A 19,252-nucleotide genomic window follows, 5' to 3' on the forward strand; every position below is an offset into this window, starting at 1 on the left:
GCCCAGGCCGCGAAGGCGACCGGCGAGTCCAAGGACGTGGTCCGGGAGATCGTCGAGACCATGGTCCCGGCGGCCGGCTCGGCCGCCGACCCGCGGCTGTTGCAGCGCCAGAGCGGCGTGGGCGGCTACTGGAACGAGTTCATGCGCCGGGTGAAGGGCGGTGAGCTGGGCTCGCTGCCGGTGATCGTGGCCCTGGCGATCATCTGGATCGTGTTCTGGAGCCTGAACAGCACGTTCCTGTCGGCGCAGAACCTGTCGAACCTCTCGCAGCAGATCGTCGGCACCGGCATGATCGCCCTCGGCGTGGTGTTCGTGCTGCTGCTCGGCGAGATCGACCTGTCGGTCGGCTCGGTGTCCGGACTGGCCGCGGCGGTGTTCGCGGTGACGTCGGTGAACCATGGCGTGAACCAGTGGCTGGCGCTGATCCTCGCGCTGGCCACCGGCACGGCCACCGGGTTCGTGCACGGCTTCTTCTTCGCCCGGATCGGCGTGCCGGCGTTCGTCGTCACCCTGGCGGGCAACCTGGCGTGGAACGGTCTGATGCTGAAGGTGCTGGGCGCCACCGGCACCGTCAACCTGCCGAACAACGGCATCGTCTCCAAGCTCTACACCACGATCTACGGCCAGCAGATCGCCGGCTACGGCGCCGCGGCGATCGCGGTCGTGCTCTACGCGCTGGTCGCGCTCTACGGCCGGCTGCGGCGGCAGCGGGCCGGGGTGCCGGCGCAGCCGATCGGCGAGATCGCGGCGCGGGTGATCCTGCTGGCGATCGTGGCCTTCGTGGTGGCGTACGTGTTCAACCAGTACAAGGGCCTGCCGCTGGCACCGCTGATCTTCCTGATCTTCATCGTGGTCGGCGACTTCATCCTGCGGCGCACGGTCTACGGCCGCCGCATCTTCGCCGTCGGCGGCAGCATCGAGGCGGCGCGCCGGGCCGGTATCAGCGTGCCGTTCATCCGGATCACGGTGTTCATGATCTGCGGCCTGATGTCGGCGGTCGGCGGCATGTTCCTGGCCGGCCAGATCGAGTCCGCCTCGCAGACCTCCGGCAGCGGCAACCTGCTGATGAACGCGATCGCGGCCGCGGTCATCGGCGGCACCAGCCTGTTCGGCGGACGCGGCAAGACCTGGTCGGCACTGCTCGGTGCGCTGGTCATCGGCTCGATCCAGTCCGGCATGAACATCCAGGGCCTGGCGAACAGCATCCAGTTCATGGTCACCGGCGCGGTGCTGCTGGCCGCGGTGGTCATCGACTCGGTGGCGCGGCGGACGCAGAAGGCCAGCGGCCGGGTTTAGCGCTGGGCGGTGCGCTCCAGCTCGGCCAGGACCGGCGGCAGACCGACGGTCAGCATCCGGCGCCGGACGCGTCCGAGCAGCCGGGCCATGAAGAAGCCGCTGGGCCCGGTGAAGCCGGTGTGGTCGTAGTACAGACGGGTCCCCTCGGCGGTGGCCGACAGGCGGTAGGCGACCTCGGACTGGTCGCCGCCGCCGCTGTCGGCCCAGGAGAAGCGCAGCAGCCTGGGGGCGTCCGCCTCCAGCACGACGCAGTCGACGATGCCGTCCCACCCGGGCTTGGGCTTGGCGACGAACTGGAAGCGCGTCCCGACCACGGTGTCGAACCCGACGGGACGGCCGCCGGCCCCGGTCGCGGTCCAGCGGGGTATCAGCTCCGGATCGGTGAGGGCACGCCAGACCTGGTCGGCCGGGTGCGGGTAGTCGTTGACGAGATGGATGGCGCTCATGCGGGCCTCCGGAAGTTGTTTACCGTCACTGAAAAATTACTGTAACAGAAACTTTTCCGTGACGGCACTAGACTGGCCGCCATGAGCCCGACCGAGAGCCTGCGCGAGCGCAAGAAGCGCCAGACCCGGCAGCTCCTCGCCGACACCGCCACGCAGATGTTCCTGGCCAGAGGCTTCGACGGGGTGCGGGTGAGCGAGATCGCCGAGGCGTGCGGGGTCTCGGAGAAGACGGTGTTCAACTACTTCCCCACCAAGGAAGCCCTGGTCATGGACCGCCTCGACGGCGCGTCCGACGCGCTCCTGGCGGCGCTGGCCGATCCGGACGTGGCGCCGGTGCAGGCGGCGGTGGACGTGTTGGGCGACGAGCTGGCGATGATGATGGGGCAGCTGGCCGGACAGAGGAGCTTCCGGGAGGGTGCGGAGCTGTATCGGCGATTCAGCACACTGCTGTGGTCGACGCCGGCGCTGCGGGCGCATCAGAACGCTGTCACCGAGCGGGTGACCGCCGAGGCGGCGAAGGTGCTGGCCGAGCGGGACGGGCAGGATCCGGCGGATCCCGAGCCGCAGATCACGGCGGCGGCGCTGCTGGCGCTGTGGCGGGTGCAGTTCCGCAGTCTGGAGCGACGGCTGGACGGGGCGGAGTCGGTGGATCAGCTCGCTGCGGCGGTGACCGAGGATGTGCGGCGCGCCGCCGCTGTCTTGGAGCAGGGATTAGCCCGCTAGGCAGCTGGCTGCCCCGCCGCCAGCCCCGCGCCGCCTACCCAGCCGCCGCGTCAGCCACCTTCGCCCGAGCCCCGGAATCGATCTCGTACGCCAGAATCAGCTCCGCGATGGCCCGCGGGTTCGACAGCGAGCGCCCCGTCTGCTTCTCCAGCCGCCGCAGGCGGTTGCGCACCGTGTTCGGGTGCACGAACAGGCGCGCGCCGGCCTCGCCGGCCGAGCCGTCGGCGTCCAACCAGGCGCCGAAGGTGTCCAGGAGCAGTGTGCGGTCCTGGACTGTCAGTTCGTCGAGGCCTGCGAGGATGCCGCGGGCCACGCGCGTCATGATGTCCGGGGCGCTGCCCGCCACGGCGGACAGGGGGTCGCTGCCGAAGACCACCACGCGGCGGCGGTCGGCGGCGCCGTGCAGGGCGATGCGGGCCAGGCGCAGGGCCAGGGAGGTCGAGCGGAGGTCGTCGTAGGGCGGGGAGACGCCGACGCGGGCGCCCTCACCCGCACGCAGGGCCGTCACCAGGCGGTCGAGTTGGGCGTTCGGGCCCGGGAGGGCCGCCACGCCGATCTCGACGTCGTGCATCAGCCGCCAGGCGGAGTCGATGCCGAGGACGCCGAGGCCTTGCTCGATGTGCGGCAGTGCGTGCCGCCCTATCTCCGGGACGCGTGCGGCGATCACCACGAACGGTCCGCTGGCCGGCAGCCGGAGGAGTTCGGCGGCCTCCCACACGTTCGTGTCCGCCAGCCGTCCCTCCAGCAGCGCCTGCACCACCGCCGCGCGGCGCTGTTCCTCGCTGCGGATCTGGCGGCTCAGCTCCTCGCGGTAGCCGGTGGACATCTCGCGGGTGAAGGCCTCCAGGGACGCTATCAAGATGGTCGCGGCGTCCAGGCAGGCGTCGGCCGACATGCCCATGCCGCGCGCCGTCTCGACGATCGCCGACCACACCACACGGAAGGCGACCCGGTAGCCGTCCATCACCACGGTCAGCGGGATGCCGTCGGCGGCCCCTATCCGGCCGGTGGGCCCGGCCGCGCGCAGGTCGGCCTTCTGGCTGCGGGCCATCGGGTCGAACGCCGAGACCACGTGGTCGTGGACTGATTCGCGCAGCAGGTCGCGGCGGACCATGCCGGCGTAGACGGGGAACTGCTCGTAGACGCGGGTCACCACCGTGTCGGTGATCTCGTCGGCCCGCTCCAGCATCAGCGCGGCGAGCCTCGTCAGCTCGGCCATCTTCTGGTCGGCGAGTTCACGCCGCGGACTTCCGATCTCCACACGGCGCACCTTAGTGCTGTAGCGGTCTGGTCACAGGACGAATCGCCGATTGATCACTCTTATGTGGGGAGTTATGACCTCTGGCGGCCTAGCCGAGCCGATCCGAGTCGGCGGGATCGGACAGCTCTTCAGAGCCCTGCCAAGGGAACGGCCAGTCCAGCAGCTCCTCCCGCCGCAACGCGGCCACCGAACTGACAGCGTCCTGATGCATCCCCCGATACGGATCGGCCACCGCCGCCTCCAGCAGCGGCAGAGCCGATCCCGCCGCCATCGACGCCCGCACCGCCGGATGCATCGCCTCCAGGCTGCCGGCCCGGCCCATCTCCAGCATCCAGGCCGCTTCGGGCCCTGACATCCGCGCCAGCTGCGCGTAGGCGAACAGCCGGGCCTGGAACGGCAGCTCCGGACCGGCGTCCCGAAGCAGGGCGTGCACCAGGTCCGCCTCGTCGGCGGAGGCCGTCGCGATCCGCTGGATCCGGCGAACCACGTCGACGTCGCGCCGCAGCCTCTCGCGCGCCTCCGTCAGGACCGCAGAGTCCCGGACCTTCCGGAACGCGGCGAGCCGCACGGCCGGCGGAGCGCACTCGTGCAGGCTGATCGCCGCGGCGACCCCCGGCTCGGCGTCCGCGACCGCGTCCGTCAACAGTCTGGTGAGCGTGGCGTTCGGCGTGAGCGGGTTCGAGGCCAGCGCGATCCGCACCCGCGCGCTGGCCTGCCCGGTCAGCGCGTAGTCGACGAACGTCCGCGACAGCGGCGCGTGGCTGGCGAGGCGTAACAGCGTCCTGGCATATCGGACGGCCTGCGCCTCACCGACGATGCGGCCGGTGACGCCCATCGGCGCCGCCTCCGACGCGATGCGCGCCAGCGTCCCCGGCGGCGCCAGCGCGAGCAGGATGTTCCCGCCCCGCCACAGGTGGTCGTCCATGCCCAGCAGGGTGTGCGGCGGGCAGCCGTCCTCGTCCTGCGGCTCCTGTCGCAGCAGGCTGTGAAGGCTCCCGGGCCAGTGGTCGACCGCGACGATCGCCTCGACCCACCGCCCGAGACCCCGCCCGGCGCCCCGCCGGATCCGCCGGGCCAACGCCGGCGCCGTCGCCCCAGGCCCAGCCCCAGCCCCGGACCCCGGATCCAGCAGCACGGTCAACGCGACCGTCGCCGGACGCACCCGCAGATAGACGTCCTCGACACTGATCGTGCCGACCCGGATCCCGATCAGCACCAGATCCCGCAAGTGCCCGAAGGCGTCCAGCCCCGGACGCCGCACGCGCGCCAGATCGCGGTCGTAGTCGTCGATGGTGGGACGGGCCCGCAAGGTCGGCGGCGGATCGAGATGCGCCCGCTCCAGCAGTTCCGGCGCCACCTCGCTCATGGCGAACAGGAGCTCTTCGTCGACTTGCCGCAATGCGTGCCGGAATTCCGCTTCCAGCGCTTCGATGTCGTCGGCCACGCGACCTCCGTCGGATACGTACAACACGCAACCTGGCAACAAAGCAGTCTCAGACCTCTTTCACAAGCTCAACGATGGCTATGGTGGAAACGTGTCCGAGTTCGGGATCGAGATGCGCCGCCTGCGCATGCGCCGCGAGAAGTCGCTGGCCGCGCTGGCTGAGAGCGTGCACTACGACAAGGGCTACCTGAGCAAGATCGAGACGGGGCGGCTGCCGGCCAACCGGAGGCTGGCCACCCTGATCGATGTGGAGCTGGGTGCCGACGGAGACCTGGTCGCGTTGGTGCCCGAAGAGCCGCGGCGTCGGGGCGGATCCGGCGCCGCGGCCGGTCCGGACGGGGAACCGGACTGGGGACGCGAGCTGGTCGCGTTCGGCGACGCGCTGTCCGTGCCGCTCGCGCTGCGTTCGTCGGCGGCCCGCGCCGAGGCCGACGAGCTGCGGCTGCTGGCGCACTACCGCGAGGAGTTCGACCGGCACCGCAAGCTCAGCCAGCAGCTGCCGCCGGAGCTGGTGCTGCGCCGGCTGATCGTCGATTTCAACACCCTGATGGAGTTGGAGCAGACCTCGCCGACGGCCGCGCCGCAGCTGTGCCTGCTGGCCGCCCGCTACGCCGAGTTCATCGGCTGGATGTGCCAGGAGGCCGGACGCCTGGACCACGCGCTGGCCTGGACCCGCCGCACCGCGGACCTGGCGACCCGCGCCGAGGCCGAGGACCTGGCCGTGTACACGCTGGTCCGGGAGGCGGAACTGGCGCTGTACGACGGGGATCCGACGACCGCCATGGAGCTGGCCGGCCGGGTCCTGGAGGACCCCCGGGCCCGGGCCCGCAGCCGCGGCCTGGCCGCACACCGGCAGGCGCAGGCGTTCGCGGTCCGCGGCGACCACGCACGCTGTCTCAGCTCCCTGGACCACGCCCGCGACCTGCTGCACCCCGAACGCGTCGCGCAGGACGAGCCGGTCGTCGGCTCGGTCACCGTCGGCGGGCTGGACAACGCGATAGCCGGCTGGTGCCACTACGACCTGGGACGCCCGCAGCGCGCCAGCGAGTTCCTGGCCGACGCGCTGGACCGGACGCCCACCGAGGCGCACCGCTCCCGGGCGCTGTTCGGAGCCAGGCTGGCGCTCGCCTACGAGGCCGCGGGCGAGCTGGACGAGATGCAGGTCGTGACGCTCCAGGTCCTGGAGGACGTCGGCCTGGTCCGCTCCGCGGGCGCCAACGCCGAACTGCGCGGCCTGTCCCGGGCGTTGATGCGCCACCACAATGTCCGTGCCTTGCGAGAGTTGCGAAACTGCCTCGACGAAGCGCTCGTCGACACCCGACGTGCCTGATGAGCACTGACAGCGCGGGCGCGAGCGGAACCGGCGCCGCCGAGGAACGAGAAGTACGAGTCACAAGAGCTGCAGGACCCGCACAAGCCACGGAAACCGTGGAAACCACCGGGAAAACCGAAACCACCGACTGGCGCCGCCTGGACAGCGTCGTCGTCCTGGCCACGCCCTGGTTCGACGTCCGCCAGGACGCCGTGATCCGCCCCGACGGCGCGGCCGACGTCTACCACCACGTGGCCACCCCCGGCTCGGTGACCGTGCTGCCGGTCGCGGACGACGGCCGGGTCCTGCTGACCCGCCAGTGGATCTACACGCACGGCGGCGTCCAGTGGCGGCTGCCCGCCGGCACCATCGAACCCTACGACGAGCACCCGGTCGCCGCCGCCCGCCGCGAACTGGCCGAGGAGACCGGCCTGCGCGCCACCCGCTGGTCCGCGATCGGCGCGGTCAACGGCGCCGACAGCCTCACCAACCACGTCGACCACGTCTTCGCCGCGCAGGGGCTGACGCAGGGCGAGGCGGCGCGCGAAGGCGGCGAGGCCGACATGGCGCTGTGCTGGCTGAGCTACGAACAGGCCCTGGAACTGGTGTGGTCCGGGCAGATCCGGCACGCCGGCAGCGCCTACGCGCTGCTCTCGTTCGGACACCTCAGCGAGCGTTTATCGGCTTGAACGCCGCTGCGCGGCCGCCGTAACGTGCCCCGGACAGTGACGTGGCAGAACCGCAGCACCGAAATCAGGGACCGAATTGACAGTAGTAACCCGCCTCGCCGACATCGCCGACGCGAACCCGCTGGGCCCACGCACCCCTTTCATCGCCGAAGCCGACGGCGTCCAGGTCGCCGAGGGCGACCTCATGGCGAAGTCCTGGATGGGGGACGAGACCGGCCGCCTGGTCAATCTCCGCTGGCGGCCCGGCCACCGGGACGCCGCGCGGCTCGTGATCGAGGCGGTGATCGCCGCGGCCCGCCCCGGCGACGTGCTGAACGCCTCGACCAACGTGGCCGTGCACCGGGCCCCGGCCGAGCGCGTCGCGTTGCTGGAGTCCTTCGGCTTCGAGCTGTGGCAGGAGAAGGAGGGGTTCTGGTGGACCGACGAGGGCCAGGACCTGCCGCTGCCCGAAGGCATCACCGTGCGGCGCCGGGCAGAGGTCGGCACCGACCGGTTCGTCCAGCTGATCGCCGCGTGCTCGGCCGAGACGCTGGACCGCGTCGACACCGACGCGGCGGTCGCGATGGGTCCGGCGAACTGGGCCAAGGCGTTCCTGGACAGCACGACCGAATCGACCTGGCTGGTGGCCGAGGACATCGCGAGCGGCCAGGCCGTGGGCTTCGTCTCCGTCGGCGAGTTCGATCCGGGCGTGGGAACCATCACCTACATCGGCGTCGCACCGGGACATCGCGGCCGGGGCCACGTGGACGCGCTGCTCAAGCTGGCCAATCACACGGCGCGGGAGCTCGGCTTCCACGCCATGCTCTCGGACACCGACACCCTGAACGTCCCGATGCGGCAGGCCTTCCGCCGCAACGGCCACAGCTCGGAGGCGACTGAGTGGCACAAGTGGCTGCACCGGCGAACAGTGTGAGTGCGAGGGCTGCTCAGAACTCGTCAGTGTCCTGATCAGTGTCCGGATCCTCCGCGAGCAGATGCTCGATCGCCTTCTGACACAGCTCCCTGATCATCTCCGGCGGGATCGCGTAGTCGCGCTCCGGCAGGAACGACACCGGATCGGCCAGCGCGCCATCCGGGCCGAACGGCTCCACGACCACCTCGATGTCCACGACGTCGCCCTCGGCGAGCGCCAGCGGGGCGTCGGAGTCGGGCGCCGCCGCGAGCGCTTCGCCGCCGAGCTGGTACCGGTAGCTGAAGCGGACGCCCACCGCGCCGCCGTACTCCGACGCCTCGGTCGGCAGCGCCAGCTGCTCGGCCAGCGCCCCGACCAGCTCCTGTGCGGTGGCACCGGCGTGGATCCTGACCTCGTGCGAGACGTTCAGCGACTGGTTGCGCGCGTACAGGTGCAGCAGCGCCGCGTCGGCCGACGCGGGCTCGGCCACCGGCGCCGGCGCGGGCAGCACCTTCGTCCCGACCGCGCGGTCGCGCGTCCACACCGCCGCCAGCTGGTCCGCGGCCGCCGCGCGCCGTCCGCCGAACGCGTCCAGGTACCGGCGGGGCGCCAGCACCGGCGGCAGCTCGCTGTCGTCCAGGCGCACGATGAACACGAACGGCCGCGCGCGCCGCTGCTCCAGCACCATCGCCGCGGAGATCTCGCTGTTCACCCAGTACCGGTCGCGTGCCGCCGCGGACCACACCAGCACGTAGAAGTCCGACCGCTCCAGCGCGCCGTTGATGCTCATCACCACGTCGTCGCCGGGCAGGATGTCCATGATGTCCAGGAACGGGTCGATCCCCCGCTCCAGCAGGTCCTGGTGGAACTTCAGCACCTCGGTGCGGTCGGCCGTCGCGTAGGAGATGAAGACGGCGGGACCGCGCCCCTCACGATGATGCGGCATGTTGTCTCATTCGGTCTCAGGGTGTGCGGAACAGGCGGCGGAAAAGCAGCGCCGGCCGACAAGCCGACGCACGCAATATAGGCGCCCTGACCTGATGCCCCGAATCCCCGTACAAAGTCCAGCAGGCCCACCAAGCCGGATGCTCCGGCTCCGGCACGGCCGCGGCCGGCGCCACCCGCCCGGCGCGGACGTCGAGCTGCGCGCGTTGCAGCGCGACGTCGCGGGGCAGAAATCGCAGGTAGTGCTCGAACCGGTCCAGCAGAGCAGTGGTGACGGAGACCTCTGCGATCCACCGGGCGGCCACCACCGAGGCGGCGCCGGCGTGCAGTCCGGCCCGGACGAAACCGGTCCGCTCGTCACGTCCCACGCGTTGAGCCATCCCCGACTCGCACGCCCCGAGCATCAGCGTCCCGCAGGCCCTCAGATCCGCCTGCTGGAACCGTCCCGGGTGGATCCGGCCGTCCCGATCGCTCTTCTTGCCGGCGAACTGAAGCCAGGTCTGGGAGGCGTCCTCGGCGTCGGACTGGCCGTGGCCGAGGATGCGCACGCGCCGGTAGTGGACCCGTCGGAGCTCTCGTTCGAAATCCTCGGGCGTGGCTTCGAAAGCGTTGACCAGCAACGCCCGACCGCCCCGGTTCCCGACAGACCTCTGGTGGAGCAGCGGACGCGCGGACAGGCACGGCAGATCGGACACCGCGAACCGGGAAACGATGGGCACTGATGATGAGCCGGCCTTGATCGGCAACGCGGCCACCGGAATCTCGGACAGCACCCCGCCGGCGATCACCACCAACCGTTTGACCCGCCGCGGCACCAGCTCCAGCACCGTCTCGGCACCGATGGCCGCCCCGAGCCGTTCGATCAGCCGGGACACCTGCGCACGTCCCGCGGCCTGTGCCAGCCGGTACTCGTTGCACTCCTTGCGCAGTGCCTTGACGAGCTTTTCCAACTCGCCCCGGTCGGCCGGGAGATCGACGTGATGGACCAGGCCGCGTCCGACGATGCCGTGGTGCACACGGTCCGGCCGAGCGTGCATGATCCAGATCGCCTCGTCGCGCGCCGTCGCGTCGGCGATCCCCCGCAGCCACTCCCACGCCGCGGCCCCGTCGCCGGCCGGCGGCAGCCGTCGCAGCGAGCTCTCCGCGTCCGGGGCGATCCGCCCCAGGATCGCCGCACCGCGCGCCGACTCCATCGCCACGATCGCCGACGCGACACCGGTCACCGCCGCGGCGTCGCCCGGCCCGGCCACCGCGAGCTCGGCGGCGACCCGGACCCGTTCGTCGTGCTCGGTGGGGATGTCCTCCAGCAGGGTCGACCGCACCTCGTCGCTGACCTGCCGGGCGACGAGGTCCTCCTCCAGCGCGTGCGCCCGGGCCCAGCGGTCCGACGCCTGATCGGGCTCCTTGCGCAGCTCGAACGCCTCCCCGAGGAGTCGCAGAGCTCGAATGCGCACCTCGAGAAGCTGGTCGGCGACCGCGTATTCGCAGGCCGCGCCGAGATCCCACACCGCCTCGTCGAGGTCCGACTGCGTCTTCCGGCGCTTGAACACCGCGATCGAGACCTCCCCGGACGCCACGTGCCAGTGCGCCCGGTCCCGGTCGGAGACGGCCGACGCGCGGACCGCGTTCAGCTCGGTCCGGGCCCGCTCGGCCTGTCCCGCGTCGAGCAGCCGGAAGCAGCTCAACAGGACCCTGATGAAACGTACCGCCGGCGGTTCGGTCCCCTCCACCGAACCGCCGGCCCTCACCGATGTCTGTGTCATCAAGGTCTGCGTCACCAAGGTCTGCGTCACCAAAGTCTGTGGCAGTTCCGCACTGAGCGCCTTCAACGCCTTGCCGCGGCGCAGCGCCACCAGCAGGCCGACCAGCTCTTCCAGCACCGGCAGCCGCAGCGCGTCGTCAAGGTGGTCCGCGGCCAGCAGCGCCACCACGACCTGCAGTGCCTCCTCATACCGGTGCTGGTTCTTCAGGGCCAGCGCGTGAGCCAGGGCGCGCGGGGCCGACATCGCCTCGGCCTGCGCGTCCTCGGCGAGGATCGCCGCAGAGGCCTGATCGGAACCGCCGCGTGCCCGGATCAGCCGCAGATCGCGGTCGATGACGGCCACGGCGGCCGAGTCACCGAGGGACTGGAACGCGCCGCGCGCCTCGATCAGAAAGCGGTCGGCCGTGACGCCGTCTCCCCTGGCGGCCGCGGCCAGGCCTTCCACCCGCCGCAGCCGGGCCTGGTCGGCGAGGTCGAGGCCGGCGCCCGGATCGTTGTCGAGTGCCTTGCGGATCTCGGCCGCGTCGGAGGCGGCGCTCGCGTGTGCCCCGGACTCGGAGCGCACCTGCGCGCGCTCGATCAGCAGCGGCAGGCGGTGTCTCAGGACCCGGACTTCCGGCAGGTAGCGGTCGCACCGGAAGGCCGCGGTGGTCAACGCGCCGATCGCGCGGACGGCGCCGACGTGCTCGGCCGCGAGCACCGCCCACAGCCCCGCGTCGTCGGCATGGACCAGCTCCAGGACGTGGCCGTACGCGGCGTCCACCTGCTCCACCAGGCTGGCGGCGGCCCCCACACTCGCGCTCGCATCCGCCTGCCGGGCAACCGCGCGCGCCTTCCCCAGGGCTTCGGCAAGCGGCTCCCCGCCGTCGAGGACGTAGCTCTCGCTCACAATCGACCAGCCCGATCAGTCCGTTCGGTCCCTGTCCCGGTCAGCACACCGGCTGCCCCGTGCTGACCGGGGTGACGAGCAGGAGCGTGCCGGCGGTCACCGGCGATCCGGCCGGCGCACCCGCCGAGGCCGACGGCGAGGGAGTCGACGGCGCGCCGCCCCCGGGCGCGATCGCCACCGGCGTCCCGCCGAACGGCGGGCACGACGACTGTCCGACGGAGTCGATGAGCCCTGCGGTACTCACCGCCCACCAGGACACGCCCTCGAAGTCCCGGATGTCCGGCTGGGCCGTGGTGCTTTCGGCCCGCGGATCGTGGCCGGCCGTCACCGGCAGCACGGTCACCTCGGTCCTGGGCGACAACGGCTCCGGCACAATCGGGCCGGCCGCCAGGTGCAGCGCGGTACGCATACCGGGGCTGAGGTACACGGCGTCCACGCCCGGCATCCGCAGCACACTGCCCAGGTACATCGTGACCGGCGCGCCGATGGGTGTCAGAGGACTGGAGTCCTCCTGCTCGATCTCGTCCGGGATGCCGCCGTGCTCCTTCAGGACGTCGAAGACCGCCGTGCCGTCCATCTCCGGTCCAAGCGCGCGCAGCACGCGGTCGCCGACAAAGCTGTCCACCGGCGCGATCGTCACCGTGCCGTCGGCGGCGGCGAGCGCGACGCCGTCCTCGCCGTCGGCGCCGAGCGCGGCGGCCCGAAGCCGGCCGTCCTTGGCCGCCTCCGCGGTCTCGATCAGCTGCCTGATCTTCGGGAAGTCACTGAGCAACGCGGCACCTTCCACCGAACCGTCCACTCCCAGCACCGGATCGGCCGCCGAGACCACGACCCCGGATCCGGCCTCGTAGAGCGTAGCGGTCTGACCCGTCAGGGTTCTGATGGTCACGGTGGGATCCGTCCGGTCCGGCGGGCCCGTGAACGTGGCCACCGCGGGGTTTCCGCCCGAGGGCGGCAGAACACTGAGATATTGGTCGCTGTTGCCGTTGCCGTTGCCGCCGCCGTTGCCGGTCGGCGGTCCGGGCCCGGCGGTGAAGCTCCCGGACATGAACGACGGGGCGCCGGTGGACGGGTCCGGGCCGCCGATCCGGAAGGTCAGGGAGTCCCCGGCGGCGGGCACCGTGCCGGCCAGGGCCAGCCACGGCTGTCCAGGGCCGCCGAGCCGGTCCCTGACCGTCCCGTCGGCGTTCTTCATCTCGTACAGGACGCCGTCCGTCGCCGCCGGGACCGAACCGGAGACGCCGCGGGACAGCTTGGCCTGCACCGAGGACAGCGCCTGCCGCAGCTTGTCCACTACGCCGGAGCGCCACTGGACCGTGACGATGTTCGCCGTGTCCGTGGTGTCCAGCGAGCCGAAATCCTTGCCCTGGTACGTCAGGTCCTCGTGCACGCTGTGCCCTGTGGCGTCGACGCCGTAGGTCAGCTCGCGGTCCGCGTCCGACGAGCGCCAGACCTTCAGGTCGCCCAGCGGGATGACCTTCCGGCCGGTCGCCTTGATGTCCACGGTCGCCGTGTCGCCGTTCATCGACAGCGTCCGGTCGACGCGCTCGGAGACCTTCCCCGAGTCGTCGATCGACAGCCTGCTGATCTCGCCGGTGCCGGAGGTGTCGTCGTACGTCGACTTCTGGTCGAACAGCCCGGCGCGGGTGACCGAGGTCGGCAGGTCCGGCCGGTAGTCCTGGCCGTTGGTGCGGTCGTAGAGGTCGCTGAGCGACACCCCGCCCTCGATCTCGAGGAACCCGCAGTCCTGGTAGTCCCGGCTGGGGTTGACGATCAGCGCCTCCTGCTTGGCCGAGGGCGGCGTCACGAAGTCGATCGGGGCGCGTTCCTTGAGCTCGTTGTGCGCGGCGTACCAGTCCTTGAACGAGACCGGCGCGGGGCTCTGCGCCTCCGTCGGCAGCAGCGCCGTGCCCTGGTGGGTCAGCCACTCCAGCGCGCCGCTCCAGCGCATGATCTGGTCCAGGCGCTGGTATTGCGGCTCGTAGTCCTCGATGTCCTGCTGGTGCACGTCCCACCACTGCAGGGCCCGGCCGAAGGCGTAGCTCGGCTCGACCTCGGTGCCGTTCGGGCCGTTGTCGCGGACGAACAGCCGGGCCGCCTGGGCGCCGACGTCGATGTGGTCGGACGTGGAGGCGAACGCGCCATCGTTGCGGCCGAACCAGAGCCGGCCGGACTCGCTCGTCGGGTCGTTCGGGCCGGCGCACTGGCTCCACGGCGTCACCGCCGAGGGGTCCGGCAGGAAGCCGCCGACGGCGCTGGTGGGCACGCCCTGGCCGACCCCGGCGACCCAGTTCTTGGTCACGTAGTCGACGTAGGCCAGCGAGTCGCCGACCGCGGTGCCGGCCAGGCCGCCGTCGTAGCGGGCCTGGCTCATCGTGGTCTGGCCGTCGAGCGCCGCGTCCAGCGCCCACAGCTGCGCGCGGTCGGTGGGCAGGCCGAGCGCGACCATCGCGGCGTCCTGGTCCGGACCGGGGTCGTCGAGCTCGTCGTCGACCTGGGTCTTGGCGTCGGCGGCGGAGGCGAAGGCCGAGCCGGCCCAGTTGTTGGACAGCAGGCGGGCGGCGAAGTCGGAGCTCACCGACGGGGCCATCGCCTTGATGTCGGCGACGCTCTGCGCCGACAGCGGGTCCAGCGAGAAGCCCGGCGCCAGGCCGTTGCCGGCGACGTGCGCCTCGTAGCCGTTCTGCAGGACGCTGACATCGTCCACGGTCATCGGGACCGAGGGGACGCCGGGCCAGGACCAGCCGTAGGCCCAGACCTGGCTGTTCTGGACCGACAGTTCGGACAGCGACTGGGTCTTGGACAGAAAGGACGACAGATCGCTGAGGCTGGTGATCGCCATGCCCACGTAGCCGTGCGCGGTGCGGACCTGGTCGGGGGTGCTCACCGGATCGGCGACGACGTCGGCGGTCTGCGCGTTCTGGTCGATCGCGTAGTGGTGGATCTGGACCAGCTCGGGGTCGGCGCCGTGGTCGGTGCGGTACTGGTCCAGCAGCAGCCCGACGGTGCGGTTCTCGTGCGGATCGCCGCGCGGGACCAGCAGGTGCAGCACGCCGCTGGTGTCCGCGATCTCCCGGCCCGGGCCGACCTGCTGGTCGGCGAGGTCGGTGAAGCCCTGGTCGCGCACCGGCAGGGTGTCGTAGGAGGCGTCGCGGACGGCGGCGGTGCTCATGCCCAGGTGCGCGGCCAGCGCGGTCCGGATCCAGTCGCGGACCTGGTCGGCGGTGTCGGCGGGGTTGAGGCCGGCCAGCCGGGAGGCGGCGGCGGAGTAGGAGACGAGGAAGTCGGTGCGGGACCCGACGGTCTGCGGCGCGGCGGGTCCCGCGCCGCCGCCGGCGGCCCAGCTCCACGTCCCGATCCCGACCGCGGCGGCCAGGATGGCGGCCGTCGCCGCGCCGACCAGGCGGCGCCGGCCGGTGACGACCCCGCGCAGTGTCCAAGTAGCCATGTCGTCCCACCGTTCTGCCGGTCGGGGAAGTCGGGTCGGTCGGGTCTGTCGGTTCAGTCGGTTCAGTCGGGTGGTTCGGTCGGGTGGTTCCTGAATCAGTGCTCGTCCACGATCACGGGTTCGGCGCGTCGCCGGGGTTCAGCGTGGACGACGACAGGTTGCCGTTGACCTGCGGGGTCAGCGTCAGCGACCAGTCCGAGTCGGTGAAGTCCCAGGTCTTGTCGGTCTTGCTGAACGAGCACTGCCGCGTGAACTTCTGCGCCGCGCTGTCCCAGTCGGTCCCGGAGGAGACGAAGATGTCGAAGGCCTCGCCGGGAATGCCGCTCAGCGTCGTGTCGGCGTTGGCCCGCACGTAGACCGAGGCGACCGGGGTCTTCGTACCGGTCTTGGTCAGCGTGACGATGGCGTCGGTGCCGGAGTTGTTGATGGTCAGCGAGCCCGGACCGTCGGAATGCCGGAGCACGTCGCCGTTGGGCAGCTGCCGGGTCTGGTCGGCGATCGGCGCCGGCAGGAAGGCCGCGACGTCCTTGCCGTAGGAGGCGTCGATCGCGGACAGCGCGGTCGCGGCGGACCGCATGGCCTTGGCCCCGTCCGAGCGCGTGAACTCGGCCAGCGCCGAAGCCGAGGTGCACACCCCCGACCCGACGTCGCCGGCGGTGGAGTTCGCCGAGGACGACAGGCTGCTGAGGGCCTGGGAGAGCTGCGACGTCGGCGCGGACAGCGCGTCCGGCGGGTCGGTGGGCAGCCCGTTCGACAGGCTCTGCGCGTCCGAGGAAAGCTTGCTCAACGCACTCTTCACAGCATCCTGCGACTCGGCGCTGACGACCGCCTGGAAGTCCGGCGCCAGCTGCGAGTTCACCGAGGACAGGCTCTGGCCGTAGTCCGCGGAACTCATGGTCGTGGGACTGGCCGACGTGGTGGCCGTGATCCCGCCGGAGTCCGACCCGGCGGAGGTGTCGGACGAGTTCGTGTCCGTGTACTGGTTGGAGGTGGTGGTACCGCTGCTCCCGCCCCCGCAGGCCGCCAACGACGCGACCAGAAGCACACCGGCCAGGGCGCAGGCACCCCGGCTCGGAGATCTCGATATCAGACCATTGACCATTTCCCGTACCCCATCCCCATCGCGCGGGGCTCGAAACAGCTCCCCGCTGGTCCCCGGACGCCCGTGTTGAGGAACACCAATATTCTGATGCCCGGCACTGACAGGTCGAGGGGTTATCAGCGGAGTTGCGTGTTGCGACTGCCGCCGGACCGGCACGGGATCGCCGATCGGGTGTCAACCACGGCTATACCTGAGCCTGCGGCTGCCCCGCCACCACCAGACCCGACTCGTAGGCGAGCACCACGGCCTGGGCCCGGCTCGACAGGTTCAGCTTGGCCATCGCGCGGTTCAGGTGCGTCTTCACCGTGCCCTCGCTGACCACCAGCCGCTCGGCGATCTCGCCGTTCGACAGGCCGGTCGCGACCAGGCGCAAGACGTCGGTCTCGCGCGTGGTGAGCGCGGCCAGGGCGGCGCGCTCGGCCGAGGACGGCCCTTCCGGGCGCCGCGAGCGCGGCACCAGGCCCGCCGTCGGCCAGTCCGCGGCGCCGCCGGGCACCGCGCCGGCGCCGGGGCCCGGGCCGGCCGGGGCCACGTCCTGCAGGCCGGAGGCCGTGACGTAGGCCTGGACCAGGCGGCGGGTCACCGCCGAGGAGAACAGGGTGTCGCCGTCGGCGACCGCCTTCAGCGCCGCGAGCAGTCGTTCGGGCGGTGTGTCCTTCAGCACGAAGCCGTCGGCGCCGGCGCGCAGCGCCTCGTACACATACTCGTCCATGTCGAAGGTCGTCAGGATCAGGATGCGCGGCAGGTTCTCGCGGCCGGAGCCCAGGATCGCGCGGGTCGCGGCGATCCCGTCCAGGTCCGGCATCCGGATGTCCATCAGCACCACGTCGGGCTCGGTGAGCGCGGCCATCGTGACCGCCTCGGCGCCGTTGCACGCCTCACCGACCACCTCGTAGCCGGGGGCGGCCCGCAGTATGGCCGCCATCCCGGCACGGATCAGCACCTGATCGTCGACGATCAGAACCTTGACCATACCGTCCGCCGCCTTCTGTTCCCACCGGCGACCGTCGCCGCACTCGTGTACCCCGACGCTACCGGACCATGCATACTCGGTTGTTAACAAATGGCTGAAGTTCTCAGACGTTCCCGTCCTCGGACCACAGCTGGTTCGGGCCGCCGTTGCACGCCGCCTCCACCACCGAACCGCCGGAGGCCTGAAGACACAGCAAGTCGGCGCCGTTCTGCAGCTCTGTGGCGCCGCCGGAACCGCCGGTCTTCGACCACACCTGCGATGGGTCGCCGCTGCAGGACTTCACGCTGAGCCCGCCGGGCCCGCCCGACAAGCAGTCGTTGCTGTCGCCGTTGACCAACTCCTCCTGCCCGGTGACCGCACCGAGCCCGAGGATCCCCGACGCCTTGGACTGCCAGCCCTGCGTCTTGCTGTCGGCGCAGGCCTGGAGTCCCGGGCCCCCGGCCAGGCAGCTCCCGCTGCCCGAGTTCTGGAACCGATGGTAGCTCGACGGGAGCAGGGGTCCGGTCGACGAGCTCGACGCCGACGGCGGCGGCACCACCGCGCTGGAGGACGCCGCCGTGGTGGTGACCGTGTGCGTCGGCTCCGCGGACGTGGACGTGTGGTGCGTCGCCGACGGCGAACTACTGGAGCTGGAGTGCGTCGGGGTGGCGGACGGCGTGCTCTGCGCGGCCGACGAAGCGCCGGCCGAGGCGGAGCTGGACACCCCCGGCGTCTGCCCGGCCGCCGTGGTGTCCTTGTTCTTCGAGGCAGAGCCCTGCGACGTCACCAGCGCCCACGCGCCCACGAGGACCAGGGCGACGGCCGCGACCAGCGCCAACGGCTTGCCCACGCCCCGCTTGTCACGGTCGTCCGCGACCGCCCGGGCGCCGTACCCGCCGCCGCGCGCGCCCCGCCCGCCGTCCGGCCCCCGCCGGTCATCCGGTCCTCGGCGGTCATCCGATCCCCGGCGATCCTCCGGACGGCGCCTGCCGCCGGAGGTGCGCGGAGCCGGAATCGGCGCGTCGCCGTCCACCCGGTCCGGACGGACCATCGTGTCGTCCGGACGCGCGACGTAATAGTCGTCCCCGGAGTAGGCCGGGTCGTCCAGGTGGTCCAGGTGGTCCAGGTGGTCCGGGTAGTCCGGCGCCGGGAACCCCACATCCAGCGGCATCGCGACCGTGGCCGTGGCCGTGGCCGACGCGTCCGGCATCACCAGCGCGGTCGCGGCACCATCCGGTATCAGGGCACGAAGCGCACGCCCGAACGACGCCGCGTCCGGGAACCGGTCGGCAGGCTCCTTGGCCATGGCCCGCTCGATGACCTCGGCGAAGCCCGGCAGATCAGGGCACTCCAGCCTCGGAGCCGGCTCGCTCAACGCCAGATATATGGTCCGGCGCACGTCCTGGCCAGGACCGCCGAACGGCGGGTGCCCGGCGACGAGTTCGTACAGCGTCGAACCGAGCGCGTACACATCGGAAGACGCGGTCGGCACGCCCCGCGTCATCAGCTCCGGCGCGGCGTGCTGCGGCGAGAAGACATCGAGCACCGAGCTGGAGTTGCTGGCGTCTAGCAGCCACGACACACCGAAATCGGCCAGCGCCGGCTCGCCGTACCGGGAGACCAGGATGTTGTTCGGCTTCACATCCCGGTGCAGCACCCCGAGCGCGTGCGCGGCGTGCAGCGCGTCGGCGATCTTCGCGCCGACCCCGGCGGCCTGCGCCCCGGGCAGCGGGCCGCGCCGGTTCAGCCACTGCTTCATGGAGCCGCCGTCGTACAGGTCCATGGCCAGGTACGGCCGGCCCGAGGCCGTCGTCCCGGTGTCCAGCACGGTCACCACGTGCGGATGGTCGCTGAGCCGGCCGGCCAGCCGGACCTCGCGCACGAACCGGCGCCGGGCGTCCTCGTCCGGGCCGACGATGGTCAGCAGCTTCAGGGCGACGTCGCGCTCGAACGACTCCTGCACGGCCCGGTAGACCACGCTGAAGCCGCCGTGCCCGATGCGCGTTAAGTCCCGATATCCCGGGACGTGCTCAGGGGACTCCATGACCTGAGTCCCCTGCGGCGTCGTACCCATCGAACCACCATGGCGTG

14 protein-coding genes are annotated in these 19,252 nt (G+C 71.6%); 5 read left to right on the forward strand and 9 right to left on the reverse strand.

Annotated features, from left to right (window positions below; all coding sequences use genetic code 11):
- The first annotated feature begins 60 nt into the window (after positions 1–60).
- A complete protein-coding gene (locus ABH920_RS15520; protein ID WP_370349887.1) occupies positions 61–1,296 on the forward strand; it encodes a sugar ABC transporter permease in 1,236 nt (411 codons plus the stop codon).
- Here ABH920_RS15520 and ABH920_RS15525 read toward each other — a convergent pair.
- On the reverse strand, positions 1,293–1,742 hold the full coding sequence (locus tag ABH920_RS15525) for an SRPBCC domain-containing protein (protein WP_370349671.1): 450 nt from the start codon (positions 1,740–1,742) through the stop codon (positions 1,293–1,295). The genes ABH920_RS15520 and ABH920_RS15525 overlap by 4 nt on opposite strands.
- Before the next feature lie 81 nt (positions 1,743–1,823).
- Here ABH920_RS15525 and ABH920_RS15530 point away from each other — a divergent pair, with 81 nt between their 5' ends.
- Entirely contained in the window at positions 1,824–2,465 is a 642-nt protein-coding gene (locus tag ABH920_RS15530) for a TetR family transcriptional regulator (protein WP_370349672.1), read from the forward strand.
- Between the two features lie 34 nt (positions 2,466–2,499).
- Here ABH920_RS15530 and ABH920_RS15535 read toward each other — a convergent pair whose 3' ends face one another.
- Positions 2,500–3,726, reverse strand: coding sequence for a PucR family transcriptional regulator (locus tag ABH920_RS15535; protein ID WP_370349673.1), 1,227 nt, complete (start codon positions 3,724–3,726; stop codon positions 2,500–2,502).
- Between the two features lie 88 nt (positions 3,727–3,814).
- Complete coding sequence (locus ABH920_RS15540; RefSeq protein WP_370349674.1) at positions 3,815–5,170, reverse strand: hypothetical protein; 1,356 nt, start codon at positions 5,168–5,170, stop codon at positions 3,815–3,817.
- A 91-nt stretch (positions 5,171–5,261) separates the two neighbouring features.
- On the opposite strand from ABH920_RS15540, the gene ABH920_RS15545 reads away from it, so the two are divergent.
- The 3 genes from ABH920_RS15545 (at position 5,262) to ABH920_RS15555 (ending at position 8,084) form a co-directional block, all read left to right on the forward strand.
- Positions 5,262–6,500, forward strand: coding sequence for a helix-turn-helix domain-containing protein (locus tag ABH920_RS15545; RefSeq protein WP_370349675.1), 1,239 nt, complete (start codon positions 5,262–5,264; stop codon positions 6,498–6,500).
- Between the two features lie 98 nt (positions 6,501–6,598).
- The gene (locus ABH920_RS15550) at positions 6,599–7,171 is read left to right on the forward strand and encodes an NUDIX domain-containing protein (RefSeq protein ID WP_370349676.1); all 573 of its coding nucleotides are present in this window, start codon (positions 6,599–6,601) and stop codon (positions 7,169–7,171) included.
- 76 nt (positions 7,172–7,247) lie between these two features.
- Positions 7,248–8,084: an N-acetyltransferase family protein gene (locus ABH920_RS15555; protein ID WP_370349677.1), complete on the forward strand. Its 837-nt coding sequence runs from the start codon at positions 7,248–7,250 to the stop codon at positions 8,082–8,084.
- Between the two features lie 13 nt (positions 8,085–8,097).
- Here ABH920_RS15555 and ABH920_RS15560 read toward each other — a convergent pair whose 3' ends face one another.
- From ABH920_RS15560 to ABH920_RS15585, 6 genes are all read right to left on the reverse strand, one after another.
- Positions 8,098–9,009, reverse strand: a complete 912-nt coding sequence (locus tag ABH920_RS15560) for a toll/interleukin-1 receptor domain-containing protein (protein WP_370349678.1) — start codon at positions 9,007–9,009, stop codon at positions 8,098–8,100.
- Between the two features lie 16 nt (positions 9,010–9,025).
- A complete protein-coding gene (locus tag ABH920_RS15565; RefSeq protein ID WP_370349679.1) occupies positions 9,026–11,659 on the reverse strand; it encodes a CHAT domain-containing protein in 2,634 nt (877 codons plus the stop codon).
- A 40-nt stretch (positions 11,660–11,699) separates the two neighbouring features.
- Positions 11,700–15,107, reverse strand: coding sequence for an acyl carrier protein (locus tag ABH920_RS15570; protein WP_370349680.1), 3,408 nt, complete (start codon positions 15,105–15,107; stop codon positions 11,700–11,702).
- Between the two features lie 112 nt (positions 15,108–15,219).
- Positions 15,220–16,152 (reverse strand): hypothetical protein, encoded by a 933-nt coding sequence (locus ABH920_RS15575; protein ID WP_370349681.1) that lies wholly within the window; start codon positions 16,150–16,152, stop codon positions 15,220–15,222.
- Between the two features lie 241 nt (positions 16,153–16,393).
- A complete protein-coding gene (locus ABH920_RS15580) occupies positions 16,394–17,182 on the reverse strand; it encodes a response regulator (protein WP_370349682.1) in 789 nt (262 codons plus the stop codon).
- Between the two features lie 103 nt (positions 17,183–17,285).
- Positions 17,286–19,235 carry a protein kinase gene (locus ABH920_RS15585; RefSeq protein ID WP_370349683.1) on the reverse strand — a complete coding sequence of 650 codons (1,950 nt, stop codon included), beginning with the start codon at positions 19,233–19,235 and terminating at the stop codon, positions 17,286–17,288.
- Positions 19,236–19,252 lie beyond the last annotated feature (17 nt).

Source organism: Catenulispora sp. EB89, from assembly GCF_041261445.1.
Taxonomy (GTDB): Bacteria; Actinomycetota; Actinomycetes; order Streptomycetales; family Catenulisporaceae; genus Catenulispora.